This is a genomic window from Erythrobacter dokdonensis DSW-74 (assembly GCF_001677335.1).
GTDB classification, from domain to species: domain Bacteria; phylum Pseudomonadota; class Alphaproteobacteria; order Sphingomonadales; family Sphingomonadaceae; genus Erythrobacter; species Erythrobacter dokdonensis.
Genome location: NZ_LZYB01000001.1, coordinates 215475 through 231684 on the forward strand (window position 1 = coordinate 215475; position 16210 = coordinate 231684).

The window sequence follows — 16210 nt, forward strand, 5'->3', positions numbered from 1 at the left end:
AGCTAACACAATTGCTGAAAACCCGTGATTGAGCGGGCCATCGCGTTGCAAAGCGGACGGAAAATAGTAAGTTGTAGGTCTTCGATGGGTCGCGCCAACGAAGGAGAAGGCGCATGATGCGTTCGGTAGGCACTTTGACCCGCGCCGATCTGGCGGAAACGATCAACCGCAAGATGGGCTTCAGCCGGGCGGAATCGCTCGAAATGGTCGAGTCGATCCTCGGCAAGATGAGCGATGCACTCGCCCGCGGCGAGAACGTCAAGATTTCCGGCTTCGGCAGCTTCGTGCTGCGCGACAAGAATGAGCGGATCGGCCGCAATCCCAAGACCGGGGTCGAGGTGCCGATCACTCCGCGCCGGGTGATGACATTCCGCGCGAGCCAGTTGCTCAAGGAACGTATCGCCAAGGGGTGAGCCACGAAAGGTGAGGGCTGATGGCCGAGTTCGGTGACGGAAAGGACGAAGGTGCGCTGCGCACCATCGGCGAGGTCAGCGAGGCGCTCGGCATCAAGCCCCACGTTCTGCGATACTGGGAACAGCAGTTCCCGCTTCTCAAGCCCCTGAAGCGCAGCGGGGGGCGGCGCTATTATCGTCCCAGCGACGTGGCGATGGTGGAGACGATCGACCGGCTGGTCAACCGCGAGGGCTACACCTTGAAGGGGGCCGAAGCGGTGCTGCGTGTCTCGGCCAAGAGCGTTTTCGACCGCCGCACCCAGGATCGTCGTGCGGGCGACCGTCGTGCCGATGTCGAGGGCGATGCTGCTCCGGGAGTCCGGTTGATGGTGACCGAGGCCCCGGAAATGGCGGAAACCCTTGAGGCGCTCAAGGCGATTCGCTCGAAACTGGCGACAGCGCTGGAAGGGTAAGCGGTTCGGTTATTCCGCCGCCATCAACGCCGCTTCGCCAAGATCGACGCTGACGAGGCGTGACACGCCTTTTTCGGCCATTGTCACCCCGAACAACCGGTGCATCCGGCTCATGGTTACCGGATTATGGGTGACGATCAGGTAGCGCGTGGTGGTGGTGCGCACCATCGAATCGAGCAGGTCGCAGAAGCGTTCCACGTTCGCATCGTCCAATGGCGCGTCGACCTCGTCGAGCACGCAGATCGGTGCAGGGTTGGTAAGAAACAGTGCGAAGATCAGCGCCGTGGCCGTCAGCGCCTGCTCGCCGCCGGACAGCAGCGACAGGGATTGCAGCCGCTTGCCCGGCGGCTGGGCGTAGATTTCAAGGCCCGCTTCGAGCGGATCGTCGCTGTCGATCAGCGCGAGGTGCGCCTGCCCGCCTTCGAACAACCGGGTGAACAGCACGCGGAAATGGCCGTCCACCTCCTCGAAGGCGGCACGCAGGCGCTCGCGGCCCTCGCGGTTGAGGCTGCCGATCGAGCCGCGCAAACGGGCGATGGCCTCGGCGAGGTCCGCCTGCTCCCCGGCATTGCTGCCCTGTTCGGCCTCGATCCGCGCCAGTTCCTCGGCGGCGACGAGATTGACCGGTCCGATCCGCTCGCGGGAGGCGGTGAGGCGTTCGAGTTCCTCGGATTCGCTGCTGGCGGGGGCGACGTCGTCCTCGGCAAAGCCGAAGCGTTCGCCCAGCAGCGGAGGCGGGCATTGGAAGCGCTCGCCGGAGATCCGGGCAAGTTCGGTGCGGCGCGATTCCTCGTTCTCGGCCCGCGCGGCAAGACTGGCGCGGCCCTCGCGCGCCTGGGCGAGAGTTTCGGTGCGCGCGGCAAGTTCGGCATCGGCGGCGCGCTGACAGGCATCGGCCTCGCGCATCTGGCTTTCCGCGGCGGCAAGTTCCTCGCCCAGGCGTGTGCGGGTGGCCTCGCCCGCCTCGATCTCGGCGGTGAGCGCGGCGGGCTTGGCGGCGTGGATGGCGCGTTCTTCCTCGATCTCTGCGAGCCGGCGCGCAGCTTCGGCCATCCGGCGCTCGGCATCGCTCGAGCGTGCCTTCCAGCCGGACTGCTCGGCCTGTTGCGCGGCAAGCCGTTCTCGCGCCACAGCAAGCGCCTGATCCTGTGCAGCGAGTTCGGCGAGCGCGGCCTGCACGGCAGAGCGTGCCGCCTCGTTCCTCGCCTGCGCAGCTTCGAGCGCGGCCCGCCCGGCGTCGCGCGCGGGCAGCCGTTCGCGCGCCTCGCGAGCGGCGACCAGATCACCCTTCGCGGCGGCGAGCTGGGCTTCCATGTCTCCCGCAGTTGCCGCCAGTTCCGCCAGTCGCGCGGCAATCCTTTCTTTCGCGGCTTCGGCCTGATCGAGCCGTCTGAGCGCCTGCCGCTCGGCTTCGATCGCGTTCGCAATCGCCCGTTCTTGTGCGACCAGTGCGGTCTGGAGAGCGGAAAGCTCTTCGCGCACCGCCTTGTCGCGGGCCTCGGCAGCTGCGGCGGCCTCTCGCAGCGGCGTGAGTGCGGCATCGAGCTCGGCAAATCGGTTGGCGGCTTCAAGCTGGGCCGCTTCGGCCGCACCTTCGCCGCGCGCGATAAACCCGTCCCAGCGGCGCAAGTGTCCGGCGCGGGTTACCAGCCACTCGCCCGGACCAAGGCTGCGGCCATCGTCGCTCTCGATGCAATGCACCAGGGCAAGTCGGGCGCGCAGTTCGTCGGGGCAATGGGTTAAGTGCGCCAGCAGGCTGTCCGTGACCGGCTGCGGCGCGCCGGCACCGGTCCAGAACCGTCCGTCTTGCGCGGCTGGCGGTGCGCCCAGCGGCGACTTGCCGTCGCGCCCGAGCACGGCGGCGAGCGCGCGTTCGTAGCCCGGAGCAACTGTTACCCGGTCGAGCGCTGTGGCAAGACCCGCTCGTCCCGCCTCCCGCTTCGCCCGTGCCTCGCGGTCGCGGGCAAGGGCAGCGTGTTCGCGTTCGATTCCGGCGAGTTCGGCCCGGGCAGCGGCAAGCGCGCTGGCCGCGTCATCGCGCGCCGCCTGCAAGTCACTCTTGCGTGCCTGGCCGAAAGCGAGCCTTTCGCGCAGAGCCGCAAGTGCTTCCCCGGCCACCTGCGCCGCGTTGCTTGCGGCGGCCACCTCCGCGTCGGCGTCGCCGCTTTGCGTCAGTTCGGTCCGGGTGCGCTCAAGCCGCGCCATGTCGGACACGACCCGTGCCAGCCGGGCTTCGGCCTGTTCGACGGCGGCTTCGGCCACACGCCATTCGGCCTCGACCCCGGCGTGATCGGCGGTTGCCTTGGCAAGCGCGAGTTCTGCCGCGCGGCTGGCCCGCTCGCTGTCTTCCGAGCGGGCGGCAAGGGCGGGGCGGGCGGCTTCGGCCTGCTCGACAGCGCCGCGGCTGGCAACAACCTCCTTTTCCAGCCGCGCCAGCGCCTCTACCGCGCTGCTGGTCAGCCGATCGGCATCCGCGCGGTCCTCCTCGAGCCGCTCCTGCTGGCGGGTGAGGTCGGCGAGACGCGTTTCGGCAGCCTCCAGTTTTTCCGCCAACGCCGCCATGCGGTGGCCGTGAGCGCTGGCATCATCGCGCCGGTCGGCCAGTTCATCGCGCGCTTTGGTAAGCGCCTGTGCGGCTGCGGCCTGTTCCTGCTGCGCTTCGGCGACGGCTGCCTGCGCGGTGGCGACCTGCGCATTGGCAGCTTCGGCCGCCGTGCGCGCTTCCTTCGCGGCAAACGCGGCCTCGCGCCAGCGAGCGAACAACAGCCGCGCTTCGGCTGCCTGGATGCGGTTCGTGAGTTCGGTGTAGCGCTCGGCTTGCTTGGCCTGACGCTTGAGCGAGGAAATCTGTGCATCAAGCCCGGCCATTAGATCCTCAAGCCGGGCCAGGTTTGCTTCGGCTCCGCGCAGCTTGCTCTCGGCATCCTTGCGCCGCACGTGCAGGCCCGCGATCCCGGCTGCCTCTTCCAGCATGGCGCGGCGTTCGGCGGGCTTTGCGGCGATGACCTGCGCAATCTTGCCCTGGCTTACGAGTGCCGGGGAATGTGCGCCGGTTGCCGCATCGGCGAAGGTGAGTGCGACGTCCTTGGCACGCACGTCGCGGCCATTGACGCGATAGGCACTGCCCGCCCCGCGCTCGATCCGGCGGGTGACGACCAGTTCCTCGCCGCCATCGTCCTGCGCATGGAGCACGACTTCGGCGAAATCACGCGGCGGCCTTGTCGAGGTCCCCGCGAAGATCACGTCCTCCATTCCTCCCGAGCGCAGCGACTTGGCCGAGGTTTCCCCCATGACCCAACGGATTGCCTCAAGCAGGTTGGATTTGCCGCAACCGTTGGGGCCAACGACCCCGGTCAGCCCCGGCTCGATACGCAAGTCAGCCGGCTCGACGAAGCTCTTGAATCCGCTGAGCTTGAGCCGGTGGATCTGCATCGCGGCGTCAGCGCGCTCCGGCGCGCTGGAGAGCCGGTTCGAGCTGCGGCCACTGGGTGACGTCGAGCTTCTTGCCGTTGAGCACGAATGTCGGTGTGCCCGTGACGTTGAACTCCTTCGCCTGCGCCTCGGACGACTTGACCATTGCCTCGATCTTCGCGCCGTCCGTCAGGCAGGTGCGCGCCTGATCCGCGCTGAGCCCGCGCGCTGCGAAGAAATCGAGCAGGCCCGTCACTTCCGCGATCTTCGCAAAGCGCTGGTCCACCGGCAGCTGGCCTGCGGCCTGAACCGCTTCGGGGTTGCCTTGCAGTCCGGTGAAGACCTGCTGGAGGTTCTGCCAGACTTCGTCCGAAAGTGGCTGCATCTGCTCCTTGGCACCGCACTGGGTCATGCTGGCGATGACGATGTCGAACGGGTTCAGAAAGATTTCGCGCTGTTCGAAACTTACAACCCCGCTCGCTACATACTTGTCCTTGAGCGTCGGTTTGCCTGTCACCGCGAAATTGGCGCAGGCACCGCAGGTGTGCGAGGCGAACTCGACCAGTTTGAGCGGCGCTTCGGGATTGCCGATCATGTAGCCGCCTTCCGGCGTGACAGTGACCGTATTCGTCCAGCTGGTGCCCGGCGGTGCCATGACCGCAGGCAGGGCTTCGCCTTCGGCTACTTCACCGGGCGCGCCGGCATCGTCACAGGCGGCAAGCGCCATCGATGCGGCGGCGGTGAGGCTGAGCGCTAGGAAGCGGGAGATTTTCATCGGAGACAGTTCCTTGGAGGGTCGGTAAGGGAGAATAGCCGTTCGCGCATCAGCAGCAAGGCCGGGCGCTCGGGCTGTGAACAATTGGGTCAGGACCCGGTGGATAAATCGCCCTCGGCGGGCGACGCGAAGCGCGCCGAAAGCACGGGATAAAGCCCGGCCCAGTTATGCACATTCTCAAGCAGCTTGCCGTCGAGCGCGAAGCTGGGTGTTCCGGCCACCTCGAAGTCCAGCCGGTCGGCTGTGCCATTGTTGATCAGCTTCTGTGCTGCAGCATCATCCATCACGCAGGCATTCACATCGGCGATCGACTGGCCGCGCTGTACCAGCATGTCGGCAAGGCCGAGTGCGCTGGCGGCATTCATGCGCGAGGCCTTGTCGGCCCGAGCCCAGATGGCCTGCTGGCTCTGGGGCGCGTTCTGGAATTTCGCGATCCATTCCTTCTGCCCGTACATGAAGGCGCGATGGCGATCCTTGAAGCCTGCCGGATCGCCGCACTGGGCCAGCAATGACACGGTGAGATCCAGCGCGTTGCGGATCACCGGGCGAACCTCGACCGAAATCTTCCCGGGCGTCAGCAGCGTGAGGTCGATCGCCGGCTCGCCTTCCATCGCGAAGCTGGCACAATGCCCGCAGGTATAGCTGACAAATTCGATGAGGCGAGCATCGGCGTCGGGATTGCCGATAAGGTGGCCGCGTTCGGTGCGGCTGATGGCCGCACTCCAGTTGCCCTGTGCATCGATGCCATCAAAGGCGCTGCGCGGCGTATCGAGGCTTTGCTGCGCCCCGCCGGGCACTGTTACCGCAAGCAGAGCGACACCGAGAAGGGCGGAAAGACGCAAGGTCATGGCATGTCCTGTCAGGTTTTCGGGTTGTCTTTCTCGCCCAGACTGCGGGCGAGGGATTCGAGCACGGTGCGCAGTTCGGGATCGCCAATGTCCCGCAGACTGTCGCCAAGTTCGAGCGGAATGGGTTTGAGCGAGGGGGGCGCCTTGACGGGTTTTTCCGCCTGTGCGGGACTGACCGCGCCCTGCCGCAGCTTGACCCTCGCTACCGCCTTGTAGCCGAAGAAGCGGTTTACCCGCTCGATGATTTCGGGGATGACTTGGCTGATCAGCGGGGCATGGGCAGGCACCACCACGAGCTGCAGGATGCCTTCCGATTTTTCGCCGGGGGGAAAGCGGATCGCCTCGGGGCTGCATACGCGGGCGTGTTTCGGACCGACGATTTCTGGCCAGCGGGTAACGACCGAACTCTGCACAAAACCAAAGCGGCGGAAGGCAGTGCGCCCGATTTCCGGCATCAGGTCGCCAATTGCGCGCACACCTTGTCCGCGCGGCCTTTCATAGGGGCGCGCCTTGGACGTCTTGCGGGTTTTGCCGGTGTTGTCGCTTCCCATGGTCCCACCCGCCATGCCATAGGCGCGGCGTGACCGCCAGTATCTCCGACAAACTGATTGCCTGGTACGACAAGCATGCCCGCGACCTGCCATGGCGTCACCCGCCGGGCAGTCCGCTGCCCGTCGATCCCACCTGGCCCTACCGCGTGTGGCTGTCCGAAGTCATGCTACAGCAAACAACCGTCGCGGCGGTGAAGCCCTATTTCGCAAAGTTCCTGGCCATCTGGCCGACGGTCGAGACTCTGGCCGAGGCAGTGGACGAGGAGGTAATGGCCGCATGGGCGGGACTGGGCTACTATTCGCGTGCCCGCAACCTCCTCAAATGCGCGCGTGAAGTCGCGGCCCGGGGCGGCTTTCCCCGCACGGAGACCGAGCTGCGGAAACTTCCGGGCCTTGGCGATTATACGGCGGCCGCGATTGCCGCGATTGCCTTTGGGCAGCGCGCGGTGGTGGTCGATGCCAATGTCGAGCGGGTGGTCGCGCGGGTCTTTGCAATCGAGGCGCCGCTGCCTGGGGCGAGGAAGGCGATCCGTGCCGCTGCCGATGGGATCACGCCCGATGCCCGTGCGGGCGATTTCGCGCAGGCGATGATGGATCTCGGCGCGCAGACCTGCACCACACGCCGCCCGCGCTGCCTGCTGTGTCCCTTGCGCGAGGATTGCCGCGCCTTCGCCACGGGCGAGCCTGAGCGCCTGCCGGTCAAGCCGCCCAAGAAGCGCGTGCCTGAACGGTGCGGGACGGCATTCTGGATCACCCGCGAGGGCGAAGTCTGGCTGGTGACCCGCCCCGGCACCGGAATGCTGGGCGGGATGCGTGCGCTGCCCGATGATGGCTGGAGCGCGCAGGGCGATGGCGCGGGCGAAGTGCCGCTGGCGGGTGACTGGCACGAGCTTGGCGCGGTGCGGCACGGCTTCACCCATGCCCACCTTACCTTGCGGGTGCTGGGGCTGGAGACGCAAGCCACGCCGCCCGGCGAGGGACAATGGTGGCCGCTTGACCGGCTGGAGGAAGCGGGCCTTGCGACCCTGTTTGCCAAGGCCGCGCGGCTGGCGCTGGCTTCGGGTTAGAACAACCCGCCGCCCAGCATCAGCCGCACCGCCGCGATCAGCAGCACGACCAGACAGAAATTGCGCCCGCCATCCTTCGAAGACAGCGCGCCGATAATGACGCCAAGGGCGATGATCGGCAGCGCGATCCAGTTGATCGCGCCCAGCAAGGGCAATTGCGCCGGAATGACAATCACCAGGCTGACAAGGCCGATGAGATAGGCAAGCAGATTGAGCATGTGTCTTACATGGATAGGACACCTCTGTTTTGCAAGGGCGAAAGGCGGACGAGGGTGATTGACCCTCGCGCCGCGCTGCCCCACACAGGGGACGAAAACCCGCCTTTCGGAGATTCATCCCCCATGACCACCGCTGCCGTCGATTCCGCCATCCTGTCCCGTCGTGCCTTGTTCCGGGGCAGCTCGCTGCTGGCCGCGGGGGCAGCGCTGTCCGGCTTGCCGTTCGGTCGCGCGTTGCTGGCGCATGATGTCTCCGAAAGCTGGCCCAATGTCGCGGCGATGGCCAACCGCTATGTGTCGGAGCGCAAGGTCGCCAACATGTTCCTGACCTTTGGCTGGGGCACGCAGGAAGACCACGCCCACACCGTTGGCGGCGGCACGCTGTCGCTGGCCAAGCCCGCGCCGGTGGACGAGAATTCGCTGTTCCGCATTTATTCGATGTCCAAGCCGATCACCGGCATGGCGACGATGATCCTGATCGACGAAGGCAAGCTCGGCCTCGACCAGCCGCTTCACGACATTCTGCCCGCCTTCCGCGACATGCGCGTGCTGGTCGATCCCGAAGGTCCGCTAGAAGATACCGTCCCCGCCGATCGTCCGATCACGATCCGCCAACTGCTCACGCATACGGCTGGGCTTGGCTACCAGATCATCAGCAAGGGTCCGCTGCTCGCCGCCTATAACGAGAATGGCCTTGTCGGCGGGCGGGTCAGCCGGATGCCGATCCCCGGTTTCCCGCCGGTCACGCCCGCGCCAGGGCTGGAGGCCTGGGCAGATCGCCTTGCCGGACTGCCGCTGATGTACCAGCCTGCCACCAAGTGGAGCTATTCGTGCAGCATCGACCTGCTTGGCCGGGTGATCGAGGTGGCGAGCGGCATGGAGTTTGAGGCCTTCCTGAAGCAGCGCATCTTCGAGCCTTGCGGCATGAACAGCACCTGGATGCAGGTACCGCAGAGCGAAGCCTATCGCCTTACCGACAATTACGGCATCGTAGCCGGCAATGCCTTCCCGCTCGATCCGGGCGTGAACTCGATCTATCTCGACCCGCCCGAAGTGCCGGCGGGAGGCGGGGGACTGGTGTCGAGCCCCAAGGATTACGACCGCTTCCTGCGCATGCTGCTGGGCTATGGCAAGATCGACGGCGTGCGGGTGATGAGCGAGGAGGCGGTGCGCGTCGGTACCTCCAATCTGCTTCCCGCGAGCGTGGATACAACCGGTAGCTGGATGGAGGGCCAAGGCCATGGCGCGGGCGGGCGCTCGGTCGACCAGACCTTCGGCTGGGGCGGGGCGGCGGGCACGCTCGCCGCGGTCGATTACGGGCTGAAGTTGCGTTCGACCCTGTTCACCCAGTACATGCCTGCAGAAGCCTATCCCGTGCGCGACGAATTTCTCGCCGCGCTGGAGAAGGATATTGCCGCAATGCGGGCAAAGCAGGCGGCGTGATGGACTTGCCCGCCAACGCGCCCTTGCCAATGGCCTTTGCCGGATCGCCGATCGACCGGGCCGATAATATCCGCGTCGATCCGGCGGCGCTCGGCAACCTGATGAACTGGCGCGCGCGGGTATTGAACCTCGATGGGCTGCTGCCCGAATTCGACGATGATGGCCGCCTCTTGTGGCACACCATCGCCGATGTGGGCGAGGATACCGAGCTGGTGTTCCTCGGCATGATGGATGACCGCGCGCATTTCGCGCCGGTCCCGGCTGAGGGCTCGACCAGCCCGGCGATGCCGCGAGCGTGGCAGGCGATGCAGATGCTCCAGCCGGAGGATCTGGCGATCTATGGCGGGGCGAGGAGCCTGGTCGATTGGCACGCCCGCCACCGGTTCTGCGCCAATTGCGGCGCGCCGACCAAGCCTGCCAAGGGCGGCTGGCAGAGGAATTGCGATGCTTGCGGCGCGCAGCATTTCCCGCGTACCGATCCGGTCACGATCATGCTGGTGGAACATGAGGACCGCCTGCTCCTCGGTCGCCAGCCGCGTTTTCCGCCGCGCATGTATTCCGCGCTTGCTGGTTTCGTCGAACCGGGCGAGACGATCGAGGAAGCGGTCGCGCGCGAAATCCACGAGGAGGCAGGCGTGCGCGTGCGCGACGTGCGCTACATCGTCAGCCAGCCCTGGCCGTTCCCCAGCCAGCTGATGATCGGCTGCACTTCTGTGGCCGACGATCCGGAACTGACCATCGACCGCACCGAGCTCGACGATGCGCGCTGGTTCACCCGCGCCGAACTGGAGGATGCCCGCGCCGCCGGGCCGCAGGGCAATGACCAGCTGATCTTCCCGCAGCAATTCGCCATCGCCCATCACCTGATCGCATGGTGGCTCGACCGGTGAGCGCACAACTGCCCCAGCGTCTGACAATCGACATCTGGTCCGATGTGATGTGCCCTTGGTGCCTGATCGGCTACGGGCAGCTGACCAAGGCGCTAGGGGAACTGGAAGGCGAGATAGCGGCGCAGATCCGCTGGCGGCCGTTCGAATTGAACCCGGACATGCCGGCGCAAGGCGAGGAGCAGGAAGCGCATCTGCAACGCAAATATCGCCGCTCCGCCGAGGCGGGTGCTGCGATCCGCGGGCAGATGAAGGCGATTGCTGAAGGCGCTGGCGTGTCGCTCGCTTATGAAGGGGAGGGCGAGGCGCCGCCCGCGATGATGTGGAACACCCGCGATTGCCACAAGCTGTTGGCCTTCGCGCTGGAAGAGGCCGGGCCGCAGGTGCAGACGCAACTGAAGCTCGCGCTTTTCCGGGCACATTTCAACGAGCGCAAGCCCTTGAGGAATCGCGCCGTGCTGCTCGATATCGCAGCGAGCGTCGGCCTCCACCGCGAGGCTGCCAAGGCGGCGCTCGACGATGCGGCGCTCGAAGCCCGCGTCATCGCCGAGGAGCAGCAGGCGTGGGACATGAACATCTCCGGCGTTCCGGCGATGATTGTGGAAGGCAAGTTCCTGATCCCCGGCGCGCAGGCCCCCGAAGTTTATGTCAATGCATTGCGGCGCGTCGCACAGAAAAGCCGGGAAGCCTGACAGGGCTCCCCGGCTCTTCCGGAACAGCGCTGGAGGGCGTTCCTACATCGTCCAGCGCAATCCGAGGAAGAACGAGCGCCCGATCGGGCTGGCGGGATAGGCCCGCTCGGTGATGAAGGGCTTCACGTCCGACAGGTTGTTGATCCCGCCGAACACTTCCAGGCCCATGTCGGTGAAGGTGTAGGATGCGCCGATATTGTGCATCCAGGTCTCGCCGACCAGACCTGCGGGACCGAACTGGGCATCGATAGTCTCGATCTCCACACCGCGCAGGGCCATCCCGTCGAGATAGGTGACAGTGTAGTTGAGATTGAAATCGCCATACCCATAGGTCGCAGTCGCACGGCCCGACCATTCGGGGCGCTGGATTTCGCCCAGTTCGGGATCGATGCGGGTGAGATCGGTCGGATCGAAGAAGAAGTCGATCTTGTCGGTCCAGGATGCCGTCGCCGAAAGGCCGACACGGTGTTCGCCGATCATGGTGTTGTAGGACACCGAGGTATCGATCCCCGCCGTCTCGATCCGCACGAAGTTGATCGTGGTCAGGTTGAGCGAGGTGAAGCCGAGGAACTGCGCGGAAGCAGCATCGCGGTTGCGGGTGAAGCTGTTGCAGAAATCGTTGGGGAAGGTCGAGCTATCGTAGCAGTTATCGACCACGTCCTGGGCCGCAATGGTGCTGATCGCGTCATCGATGCGGATATTGTAGTAATCCGCCGTGATCGCCAGCCCCGGAATGAAGCGCGGCTGCAGCACCATGCCCACGGTGTAGGTATCCGCGGTTTCCTCGCGCAGGTCGGGATTGCCGGCGATGGTCCCGGCAAAACGCGCACTGAGCGGGTCCGAGAAGCCTTCGGGAATGCCGTCCGCCCGGCAGTTTGCGATGCGGTTGGTGACGTTTGGATCGCCGGCTGCGCTCAGCCGGTCGATCTCGGTCTGGTCGCAGGGGTCGAAGGGCCGGAAGAAGGCGGCCTGCGGCGGGGCGAAGAGTTCCGAGATGTTCGGTGCCCGCACCGCGCGCGAATAGGTGCCGCGGATGCGCAGGTCCTCGATCGGAGCCCAGAAACCGTTGATCGCGTAGGTGAACACGCTGCCGACCGTGCTGTAGTCCGAGAAACGTCCGGCGAGTTCCAGTCGCAGTTCCTCGACGAAGGGCACACCCTCGACCAGCGTGGTGCCGAGTTCGCCGAAGATGTCGACCACGTCGTAGCTGCCGCCCGAATTCTGGAAGAACCCGTCGGGCGGGGTGGCGAGCGATGTCTGCGAGAAGCCGTTGCCATCAAAGCCCGGCGCATCGCCGACGAACTGGCCCGCCGTCCCGTCGACAGTGGTCACCGGCAGGATGCCGCGCACCAGCGGATCGAAGAAGGAATTGCTCTTTTCCTTGCGGTACTCGGCACCCAGCGCGAACTGGATGCTGTCATAGGGCAGGTTGAAGAAGGCCGAGGTATCGCCGCTGACAAGCCCGTGGATTTCGAACAGCTCGGTGCGGAAGGTGTTGGTGGTGGTGACCGTGATGAAGTCCACCGCCTCCTGGCTGATCGAGCCGACACCGAACAGGTTGGCAGGCGCGCACTGGCCCTGTCCCGGCACGAAGGTGAGATAGCCGAACTCGCCGGTCGGGATGCCGAAGGGAGTCGAGGGCGAGCGCGTGGTCGGGTCAAGCTCGCTGCGGCACACCGGATTGCCCTGTGCATCCGAGGTCACGTCGATTGCCGCAAGGAAGCGGTCGTAGAGCACGTTGTTGCGGTTGATCGACTTGAGGTCGTAACGGCCCCAGTTGGCCGAAATGTCGAAGGTGATCTCGTCCGTCAGATCGCCCTTGAACCCGCCGACGAAACGGAATGTTTCGGAGATGTTGGTGTCGATATTGGGGCCGAGATCGGTCGGGTCGCGGGTGATGAACAGGCCGCCTGCGGCATCGGAAATCGGCCGCAGCACGTCCGGGATGAAGGGGTTGTCGGGCGCAATGGTCAAGAGGTCGTAGAACGAGTTCTGGTTGGTCCCGAAGGTGGTTTCCTGGCGGAAATACTTACCCTCGAAATAGGCGTTCACCTTGTCGCTGAGATCGTAGTCGGCCAGCAGGTTGAAGCCGAAACGCTCCGTCTTCGGGATCAGGAAGCCGTTGTTGTCGAAGATGACCGCATCGCCGCCGAAGGAATTGAAGTTGCTGGCAATCAGGCCGTCATCGTCAATCACCTCGATGCCGCTGCCGGTGGCGATGTAGCAGCCGCCCAGCGCGCCGAAGCCGGCGTAGTCGAACAGGCCGTTGAAGCCGGTGAAGCTCTCGGTGCAGTCGCTGACGCCGTCGCCGTCGATGTCCGAGTTGGGATCGGCGAAGTCGGCCGGGATGATGACCCCGCCTGCCGATGTGATGTTGAACTGGTATTGCGAGCCGATGGCGCGGGTCGGCGCGGCGAGTGCGCGGTCGATAAGCGCCTGTTCTGCCGCAGTTGGCGCGGTGCCCGCCGGGAAGATCTGGTTATAGCGCGAACTGCCCGGGGTCGGGATTACGAAACCATAGGGAAAGCGGCCATTGGCGAGGCTGAAGAAATTGCTGAAATTGGGCGTGTTCGTGCCCAGATCGCCGCGCTGGAAGCGCAGGTCAGGGTTCGGCCCGTTGGTTGCGATATTGCCGTCGCGGAACTGTCTGCGGTCGCCAAAGCGGATGCCCTTGTCATAGGCATAGTCGCCCACGAGGGTAATATTGCCGCGCCCGTCGGCGAAGTTCTTGCCGAACTTGACATAGGCATCAAGGTTTTCGCCGTCACCATTGTCGGAGATCCCGCCGGTCAGGCCGACTTCAAGCCCGTCGAATTCACGGTCCAGGATAAAGTTGACGACGCCCGTCACGGCGTCGGCGCCATAGACTGCCGAGGCGCCGCCGGTGAGAACTTCGACCTCCTTGATCAATGCCGAGGGAATCGAGTTGATATCGACCACGGAGGTTTCGGCAACGCCCGCCACATGGCGGCGGCCGTTGACCAGTACCAGCGTGCGTTCCGCGCCCAGTGCGCGCAGGTTGAGGGTAGCCGCGCCGACCGCAGCGCCCGATCCTACTTCGCCGGGCGCAACCGACTGGGCCGAGCTGACCGAGGCCGAAAGTGCCGGGATAGTGCGCAATGCATCGGCCACTTCCTGCTCGCCGCGGAAACTCTCGGCGGTGATGCTGACCACCGGGGAAGGCGAATCGAGGTTGGAATCGCGACGAAGGCGAGAACCGGTGACAACAATCGCCTCGTCGGGAGCATCGGCGGCCGCTTCGGCTGCAGCATCCTCGGCCAGTATCTCGGCGGCAAGGTCTTCGGCAGCCATAACCGGCGCGGCCGCGGCAATTCCTGTAAGGAGCGTGGTGGAGAGGAGAGTGCGACGGATCAGCGCGTTCTTGGAAATATTCATCATGGCCCCCGACAAATGGGTGATTGTTATCCTCCCCTCCATCGGCAGCCCGGTGTCATTATCCGCACAGGTTCAGCCAATTGCCTGCACGCTTCCCCCGCGTGCAACGCAATCGTCATACTGATGTGGGGATTCGTAATAAGTCGCTATGCGCTATTTGACTTATAAGACGTCGCGATATCGCTCTAACATGAAATATTGTTTCATTCAGAACGAAAAGCCATAGTTCCTATGGCCTTGTATCTACTGTAAGAGTATTTTTCGGCTATTCCGCCGCGGCTCGACGGTCATGCCATCCGCCAGGTTTGCCGGTCAGCAGGCCTCCGGTCGCGTGCCGGTCGCCGGTTCCTGCTGCACGACATTTATCGCCGATTCTTCGAGGGTGCCGACCAGCGCGGCCCGGAAGGTCCGTTTGAGCAGCCACGGCTCAAGCACGCGCCCGACGAGGTAGATAAGGAAAAACAGCCCCGCGAGCACATAGGCACGGGTGGGCGGGAACTTCTCCTTCACCTCGTCCTTCTTGCGATCCTTCTTCTTCGCCGGATCGTCAGGTTCGGGTGCGCCAAGGAACTTGTCGATCGGATGAAGCTCGCGCTTTGCCTTCGGCGTGTCCTTGTCCTTGTCCTTCTTCTCTACCGATTCGATCGCTTCTGGGCTCGCCTTTTCCCAGCCGTTGATGGTCACCATCAGTTGCGCAAAGCCGAGAAACAGCAAGGGCGCGAGGAAACACAGCAGCAGCGCCGTGCTCCTGACATGGAACAGCAGCCGGGACGTCCCGTCGCTGGCTTGCTCGACGCGAAGGGCACCGCTGGTGAAGGTGGCGAGTTTGTCCTGCGCGGCAGGATTGTGCTTGGAATAGTGCAGCGTGTCGCCTTCGACCGCATATGATGTTCCGGGGGTCTGGAACAGCGGGTCAAGCCGCTTGAACGCTTCTTCCGGCGTCAGCGGCTCGTCGATCCTGACCTCGCCCGAGGCGCGCCAGATCCGGTCGATATAGGGCAAGTTGATGTTCATGCCCCGCGCTCGGTCCGGGAGGTAAAGGCGGTCATTCGGCCGGCTCGGCTTGCGGCGCGTGAGCCTCGGGTGCCTGCGACCGCCTGCGCAGCCACTCGCGGAAGGTCTTGTACCCCTCTCTGAAGGGGAAGACCATGGTTTCGGCGATGTCCATCCGGCGTCCGCCTTCCATGCCCAACAGTTCCGCCTCGCCGTCGACACAGGTTCCGAAAATGCGGTCCCAGATGATCCAGGTGCCGGAGTAATTGCTCCGCGTCGCCTCGTAATCGCGCGAGTGGTGAACGCTGTGATGCTCGGTGGTATTGAAGATGAACCTCCACCAGCGCGGCGTGTTGAAGCGCACGTTGATGTGCTGATAGGTGCCCACCGCCATGCCGATTGCGCCGGCGAGAAGGGCCGCGCGCGGCAGGAAGTCGAAGAAGCCGCCGATGCCCAGCCCGATCAGGAACAGCTCGACCGGATTGCCGACGGCACCCTTGTTGATGTTGAGCTGGGTGATGTAGTGGTGCGGGGCGTGGGTCAGCCACAGCGGGTACCAGTTGTGCATCCCGCGATGCATCCAGTACTGGCCGAAATCGAACATCATCGAGATCAGGATCGCCTGCAACAGCAGCGGCAGGCCGGTGAACCAGGAGAACTTGTCCCAATCGAACGCGCCCCGGATCGCCTCGATCATGACATCATCGCCGATATAGGCGTTCATCATCCTGATCAGGGTATAGCCCATCCCGACATAGAAGACGTCGGTGGCGAATTCCTTCCAGGTCAGCTGCCAGCTGCGATAGCGCGGATTGACCCATTCGAGGCCGAGCAGAAACACCTTGAAACCGAGGCCGATCGCTATGCCGATCGAGGCCAGCGCCCATTCGTTGGGGGCATAATACCAGAACAGAATCAGGCCGAAGAGCACGGCCGGCTGGAAGTAGGTGAAAAAGAACTGCTTGATCGGGCCGCCTTCGACCTTGCCGATGTTCTCCCATCCGACCGTGACGGGCGATTCAGCTCCGATGATCCGATTTCCAACCCTCACTCCGGACATTCGC

At 64.7% G+C, this 16210-nt stretch carries 14 protein-coding genes; 6 read left to right on the forward strand and 8 right to left on the reverse strand.

The features are described 5' to 3' along the window. Nucleotides 1-113 precede the first annotated feature (113 nt). Together I603_RS01100 and I603_RS01105 are read left to right on the forward strand one after the other, a co-directional pair. Nucleotides 114-413: an integration host factor subunit alpha gene (locus I603_RS01100; protein WP_198157200.1), complete on the forward strand. Its 300-nt coding sequence runs from the start codon at nucleotides 114-116 to the stop codon at nucleotides 411-413. A 20-nt stretch (nucleotides 414-433) separates the two neighbouring features. Continuing rightward, on the forward strand, nucleotides 434-865 hold the full coding sequence (locus I603_RS01105; RefSeq protein WP_068861981.1) for a MerR family transcriptional regulator: 432 nt from the start codon (nucleotides 434-436) through the stop codon (nucleotides 863-865). Between the two features lie 9 nt (nucleotides 866-874). Here the strand turns inward: I603_RS01105 and I603_RS01110 are convergent, their stop codons facing one another. The 4 genes from I603_RS01110 to I603_RS01125 all read right to left on the reverse strand — a co-directional run bounded on the left by I603_RS01110 (nucleotide 875) and on the right by I603_RS01125 (nucleotide 6450). After that, nucleotides 875-4297: a chromosome segregation SMC family protein gene (locus I603_RS01110; RefSeq protein ID WP_068861982.1), complete on the reverse strand. Its 3423-nt coding sequence runs from the start codon at nucleotides 4295-4297 to the stop codon at nucleotides 875-877. A gap of 7 nt (nucleotides 4298-4304) precedes the next feature. Beyond that, nucleotides 4305-5051: a DsbA family protein gene (locus I603_RS01115; protein ID WP_068861983.1), complete on the reverse strand. Its 747-nt coding sequence runs from the start codon at nucleotides 5049-5051 to the stop codon at nucleotides 4305-4307. Nucleotides 5052-5140: 89 nt separating this feature from the next. Continuing rightward, the gene (locus I603_RS01120; protein ID WP_068861984.1) at nucleotides 5141-5899 is read right to left on the reverse strand and encodes a DsbA family protein; all 759 of its coding nucleotides are present in this window, start codon (nucleotides 5897-5899) and stop codon (nucleotides 5141-5143) included. An 11-nt stretch (nucleotides 5900-5910) separates the two neighbouring features. Continuing rightward, complete coding sequence (locus I603_RS01125) at nucleotides 5911-6450, reverse strand: DUF721 domain-containing protein (protein ID WP_068861985.1); 540 nt, start codon at nucleotides 6448-6450, stop codon at nucleotides 5911-5913. 29 nt (nucleotides 6451-6479) lie between these two features. Here I603_RS01125 and I603_RS01130 point away from each other — a divergent pair, with 29 nt between their 5' ends. Continuing rightward, nucleotides 6480-7517: an A/G-specific adenine glycosylase gene (locus I603_RS01130; RefSeq protein WP_068861986.1), complete on the forward strand. Its 1038-nt coding sequence runs from the start codon at nucleotides 6480-6482 to the stop codon at nucleotides 7515-7517. On the opposite strand, the gene I603_RS01135 is transcribed toward I603_RS01130, so the two are convergent. Then, complete coding sequence (locus I603_RS01135; RefSeq protein ID WP_068861987.1) at nucleotides 7514-7735, reverse strand: hypothetical protein; 222 nt, start codon at nucleotides 7733-7735, stop codon at nucleotides 7514-7516. The genes I603_RS01130 and I603_RS01135 overlap by 4 nt on opposite strands. Nucleotides 7736-7858: 123 nt before the next feature. Between I603_RS01135 and I603_RS01140 the strand changes: the two genes are divergently transcribed. The 3 genes from I603_RS01140 to I603_RS01150 are packed head-to-tail and all read left to right on the forward strand — an operon-like array spanning nucleotide 7859 to nucleotide 10757. Beyond that, complete coding sequence (locus I603_RS01140) at nucleotides 7859-9178, forward strand: serine hydrolase domain-containing protein (RefSeq protein WP_068861988.1); 1320 nt, start codon at nucleotides 7859-7861, stop codon at nucleotides 9176-9178. Further along, a complete protein-coding gene (gene nudC, locus I603_RS01145) occupies nucleotides 9178-10068 on the forward strand; it encodes an NAD(+) diphosphatase (RefSeq protein WP_068861989.1) in 891 nt (296 codons plus the stop codon). Before I603_RS01140 ends, nudC begins: the two co-directional genes overlap by 1 nt. Then, nucleotides 10065-10757: a DsbA family oxidoreductase gene (locus I603_RS01150; RefSeq protein WP_232305207.1), complete on the forward strand. Its 693-nt coding sequence runs from the start codon at nucleotides 10065-10067 to the stop codon at nucleotides 10755-10757. The genes nudC and I603_RS01150 overlap by 4 nt, the downstream gene beginning before the upstream one ends. A gap of 42 nt (nucleotides 10758-10799) precedes the next feature. On the opposite strand, the gene I603_RS01155 is transcribed toward I603_RS01150, so the two are convergent. The 3 genes from I603_RS01155 to I603_RS01165 all read right to left on the reverse strand — a co-directional run bounded on the left by I603_RS01155 (nucleotide 10800) and on the right by I603_RS01165 (nucleotide 16206). Next, the gene (locus I603_RS01155; RefSeq protein WP_158093653.1) at nucleotides 10800-14156 is read right to left on the reverse strand and encodes a TonB-dependent receptor domain-containing protein; all 3357 of its coding nucleotides are present in this window, start codon (nucleotides 14154-14156) and stop codon (nucleotides 10800-10802) included. Nucleotides 14157-14465: 309 nt separating this feature from the next. Then, the gene (locus I603_RS01160) at nucleotides 14466-15167 is read right to left on the reverse strand and encodes a hypothetical protein (protein WP_068861991.1); all 702 of its coding nucleotides are present in this window, start codon (nucleotides 15165-15167) and stop codon (nucleotides 14466-14468) included. A 31-nt stretch (nucleotides 15168-15198) separates the two neighbouring features. Further along, the gene (locus I603_RS01165) at nucleotides 15199-16206 is read right to left on the reverse strand and encodes a sterol desaturase family protein (protein ID WP_068861992.1); all 1008 of its coding nucleotides are present in this window, start codon (nucleotides 16204-16206) and stop codon (nucleotides 15199-15201) included. Nucleotides 16207-16210: the final 4 nt, after the last annotated feature.

Excerpts from the sequence above, each read along its gene's own strand:
- I603_RS01100 (WP_198157200.1), top strand. The coding sequence starts at position 114 with ATGATGCGTTCGGTAGGCACTTTGACCCGCGCCGATCTGGCGGAAACG.
- I603_RS01105 (WP_068861981.1), top strand. The coding sequence starts at position 434 with ATGGCCGAGTTCGGTGACGGAAAGGACGAAGGTGCGCTGCGCACCATC.
- I603_RS01110 (WP_068861982.1), bottom strand. The coding sequence starts at position 4,297 with ATGCAGATCCACCGGCTCAAGCTCAGCGGATTCAAGAGCTTCGTCGAG.
- I603_RS01115 (WP_068861983.1), bottom strand. The coding sequence starts at position 5,051 with ATGAAAATCTCCCGCTTCCTAGCGCTCAGCCTCACCGCCGCCGCATCG.
- I603_RS01120 (WP_068861984.1), bottom strand. The coding sequence starts at position 5,899 with ATGACCTTGCGTCTTTCCGCCCTTCTCGGTGTCGCTCTGCTTGCGGTA.
- I603_RS01125 (WP_068861985.1), bottom strand. The coding sequence starts at position 6,450 with ATGGGAAGCGACAACACCGGCAAAACCCGCAAGACGTCCAAGGCGCGC.
- I603_RS01135 (WP_068861987.1), bottom strand. The coding sequence starts at position 7,735 with ATGCTCAATCTGCTTGCCTATCTCATCGGCCTTGTCAGCCTGGTGATT.
- I603_RS01140 (WP_068861988.1), top strand. The coding sequence starts at position 7,859 with ATGACCACCGCTGCCGTCGATTCCGCCATCCTGTCCCGTCGTGCCTTG.
- nudC (WP_068861989.1), top strand. The coding sequence starts at position 9,178 with ATGGACTTGCCCGCCAACGCGCCCTTGCCAATGGCCTTTGCCGGATCG.
- I603_RS01155 (WP_158093653.1), bottom strand. The coding sequence starts at position 14,156 with ATGATGAATATTTCCAAGAACGCGCTGATCCGTCGCACTCTCCTCTCC.
- I603_RS01160 (WP_068861991.1), bottom strand. The coding sequence starts at position 15,167 with ATGAACATCAACTTGCCCTATATCGACCGGATCTGGCGCGCCTCGGGC.
- I603_RS01165 (WP_068861992.1), bottom strand. The coding sequence starts at position 16,206 with ATGTCCGGAGTGAGGGTTGGAAATCGGATCATCGGAGCTGAATCGCCC.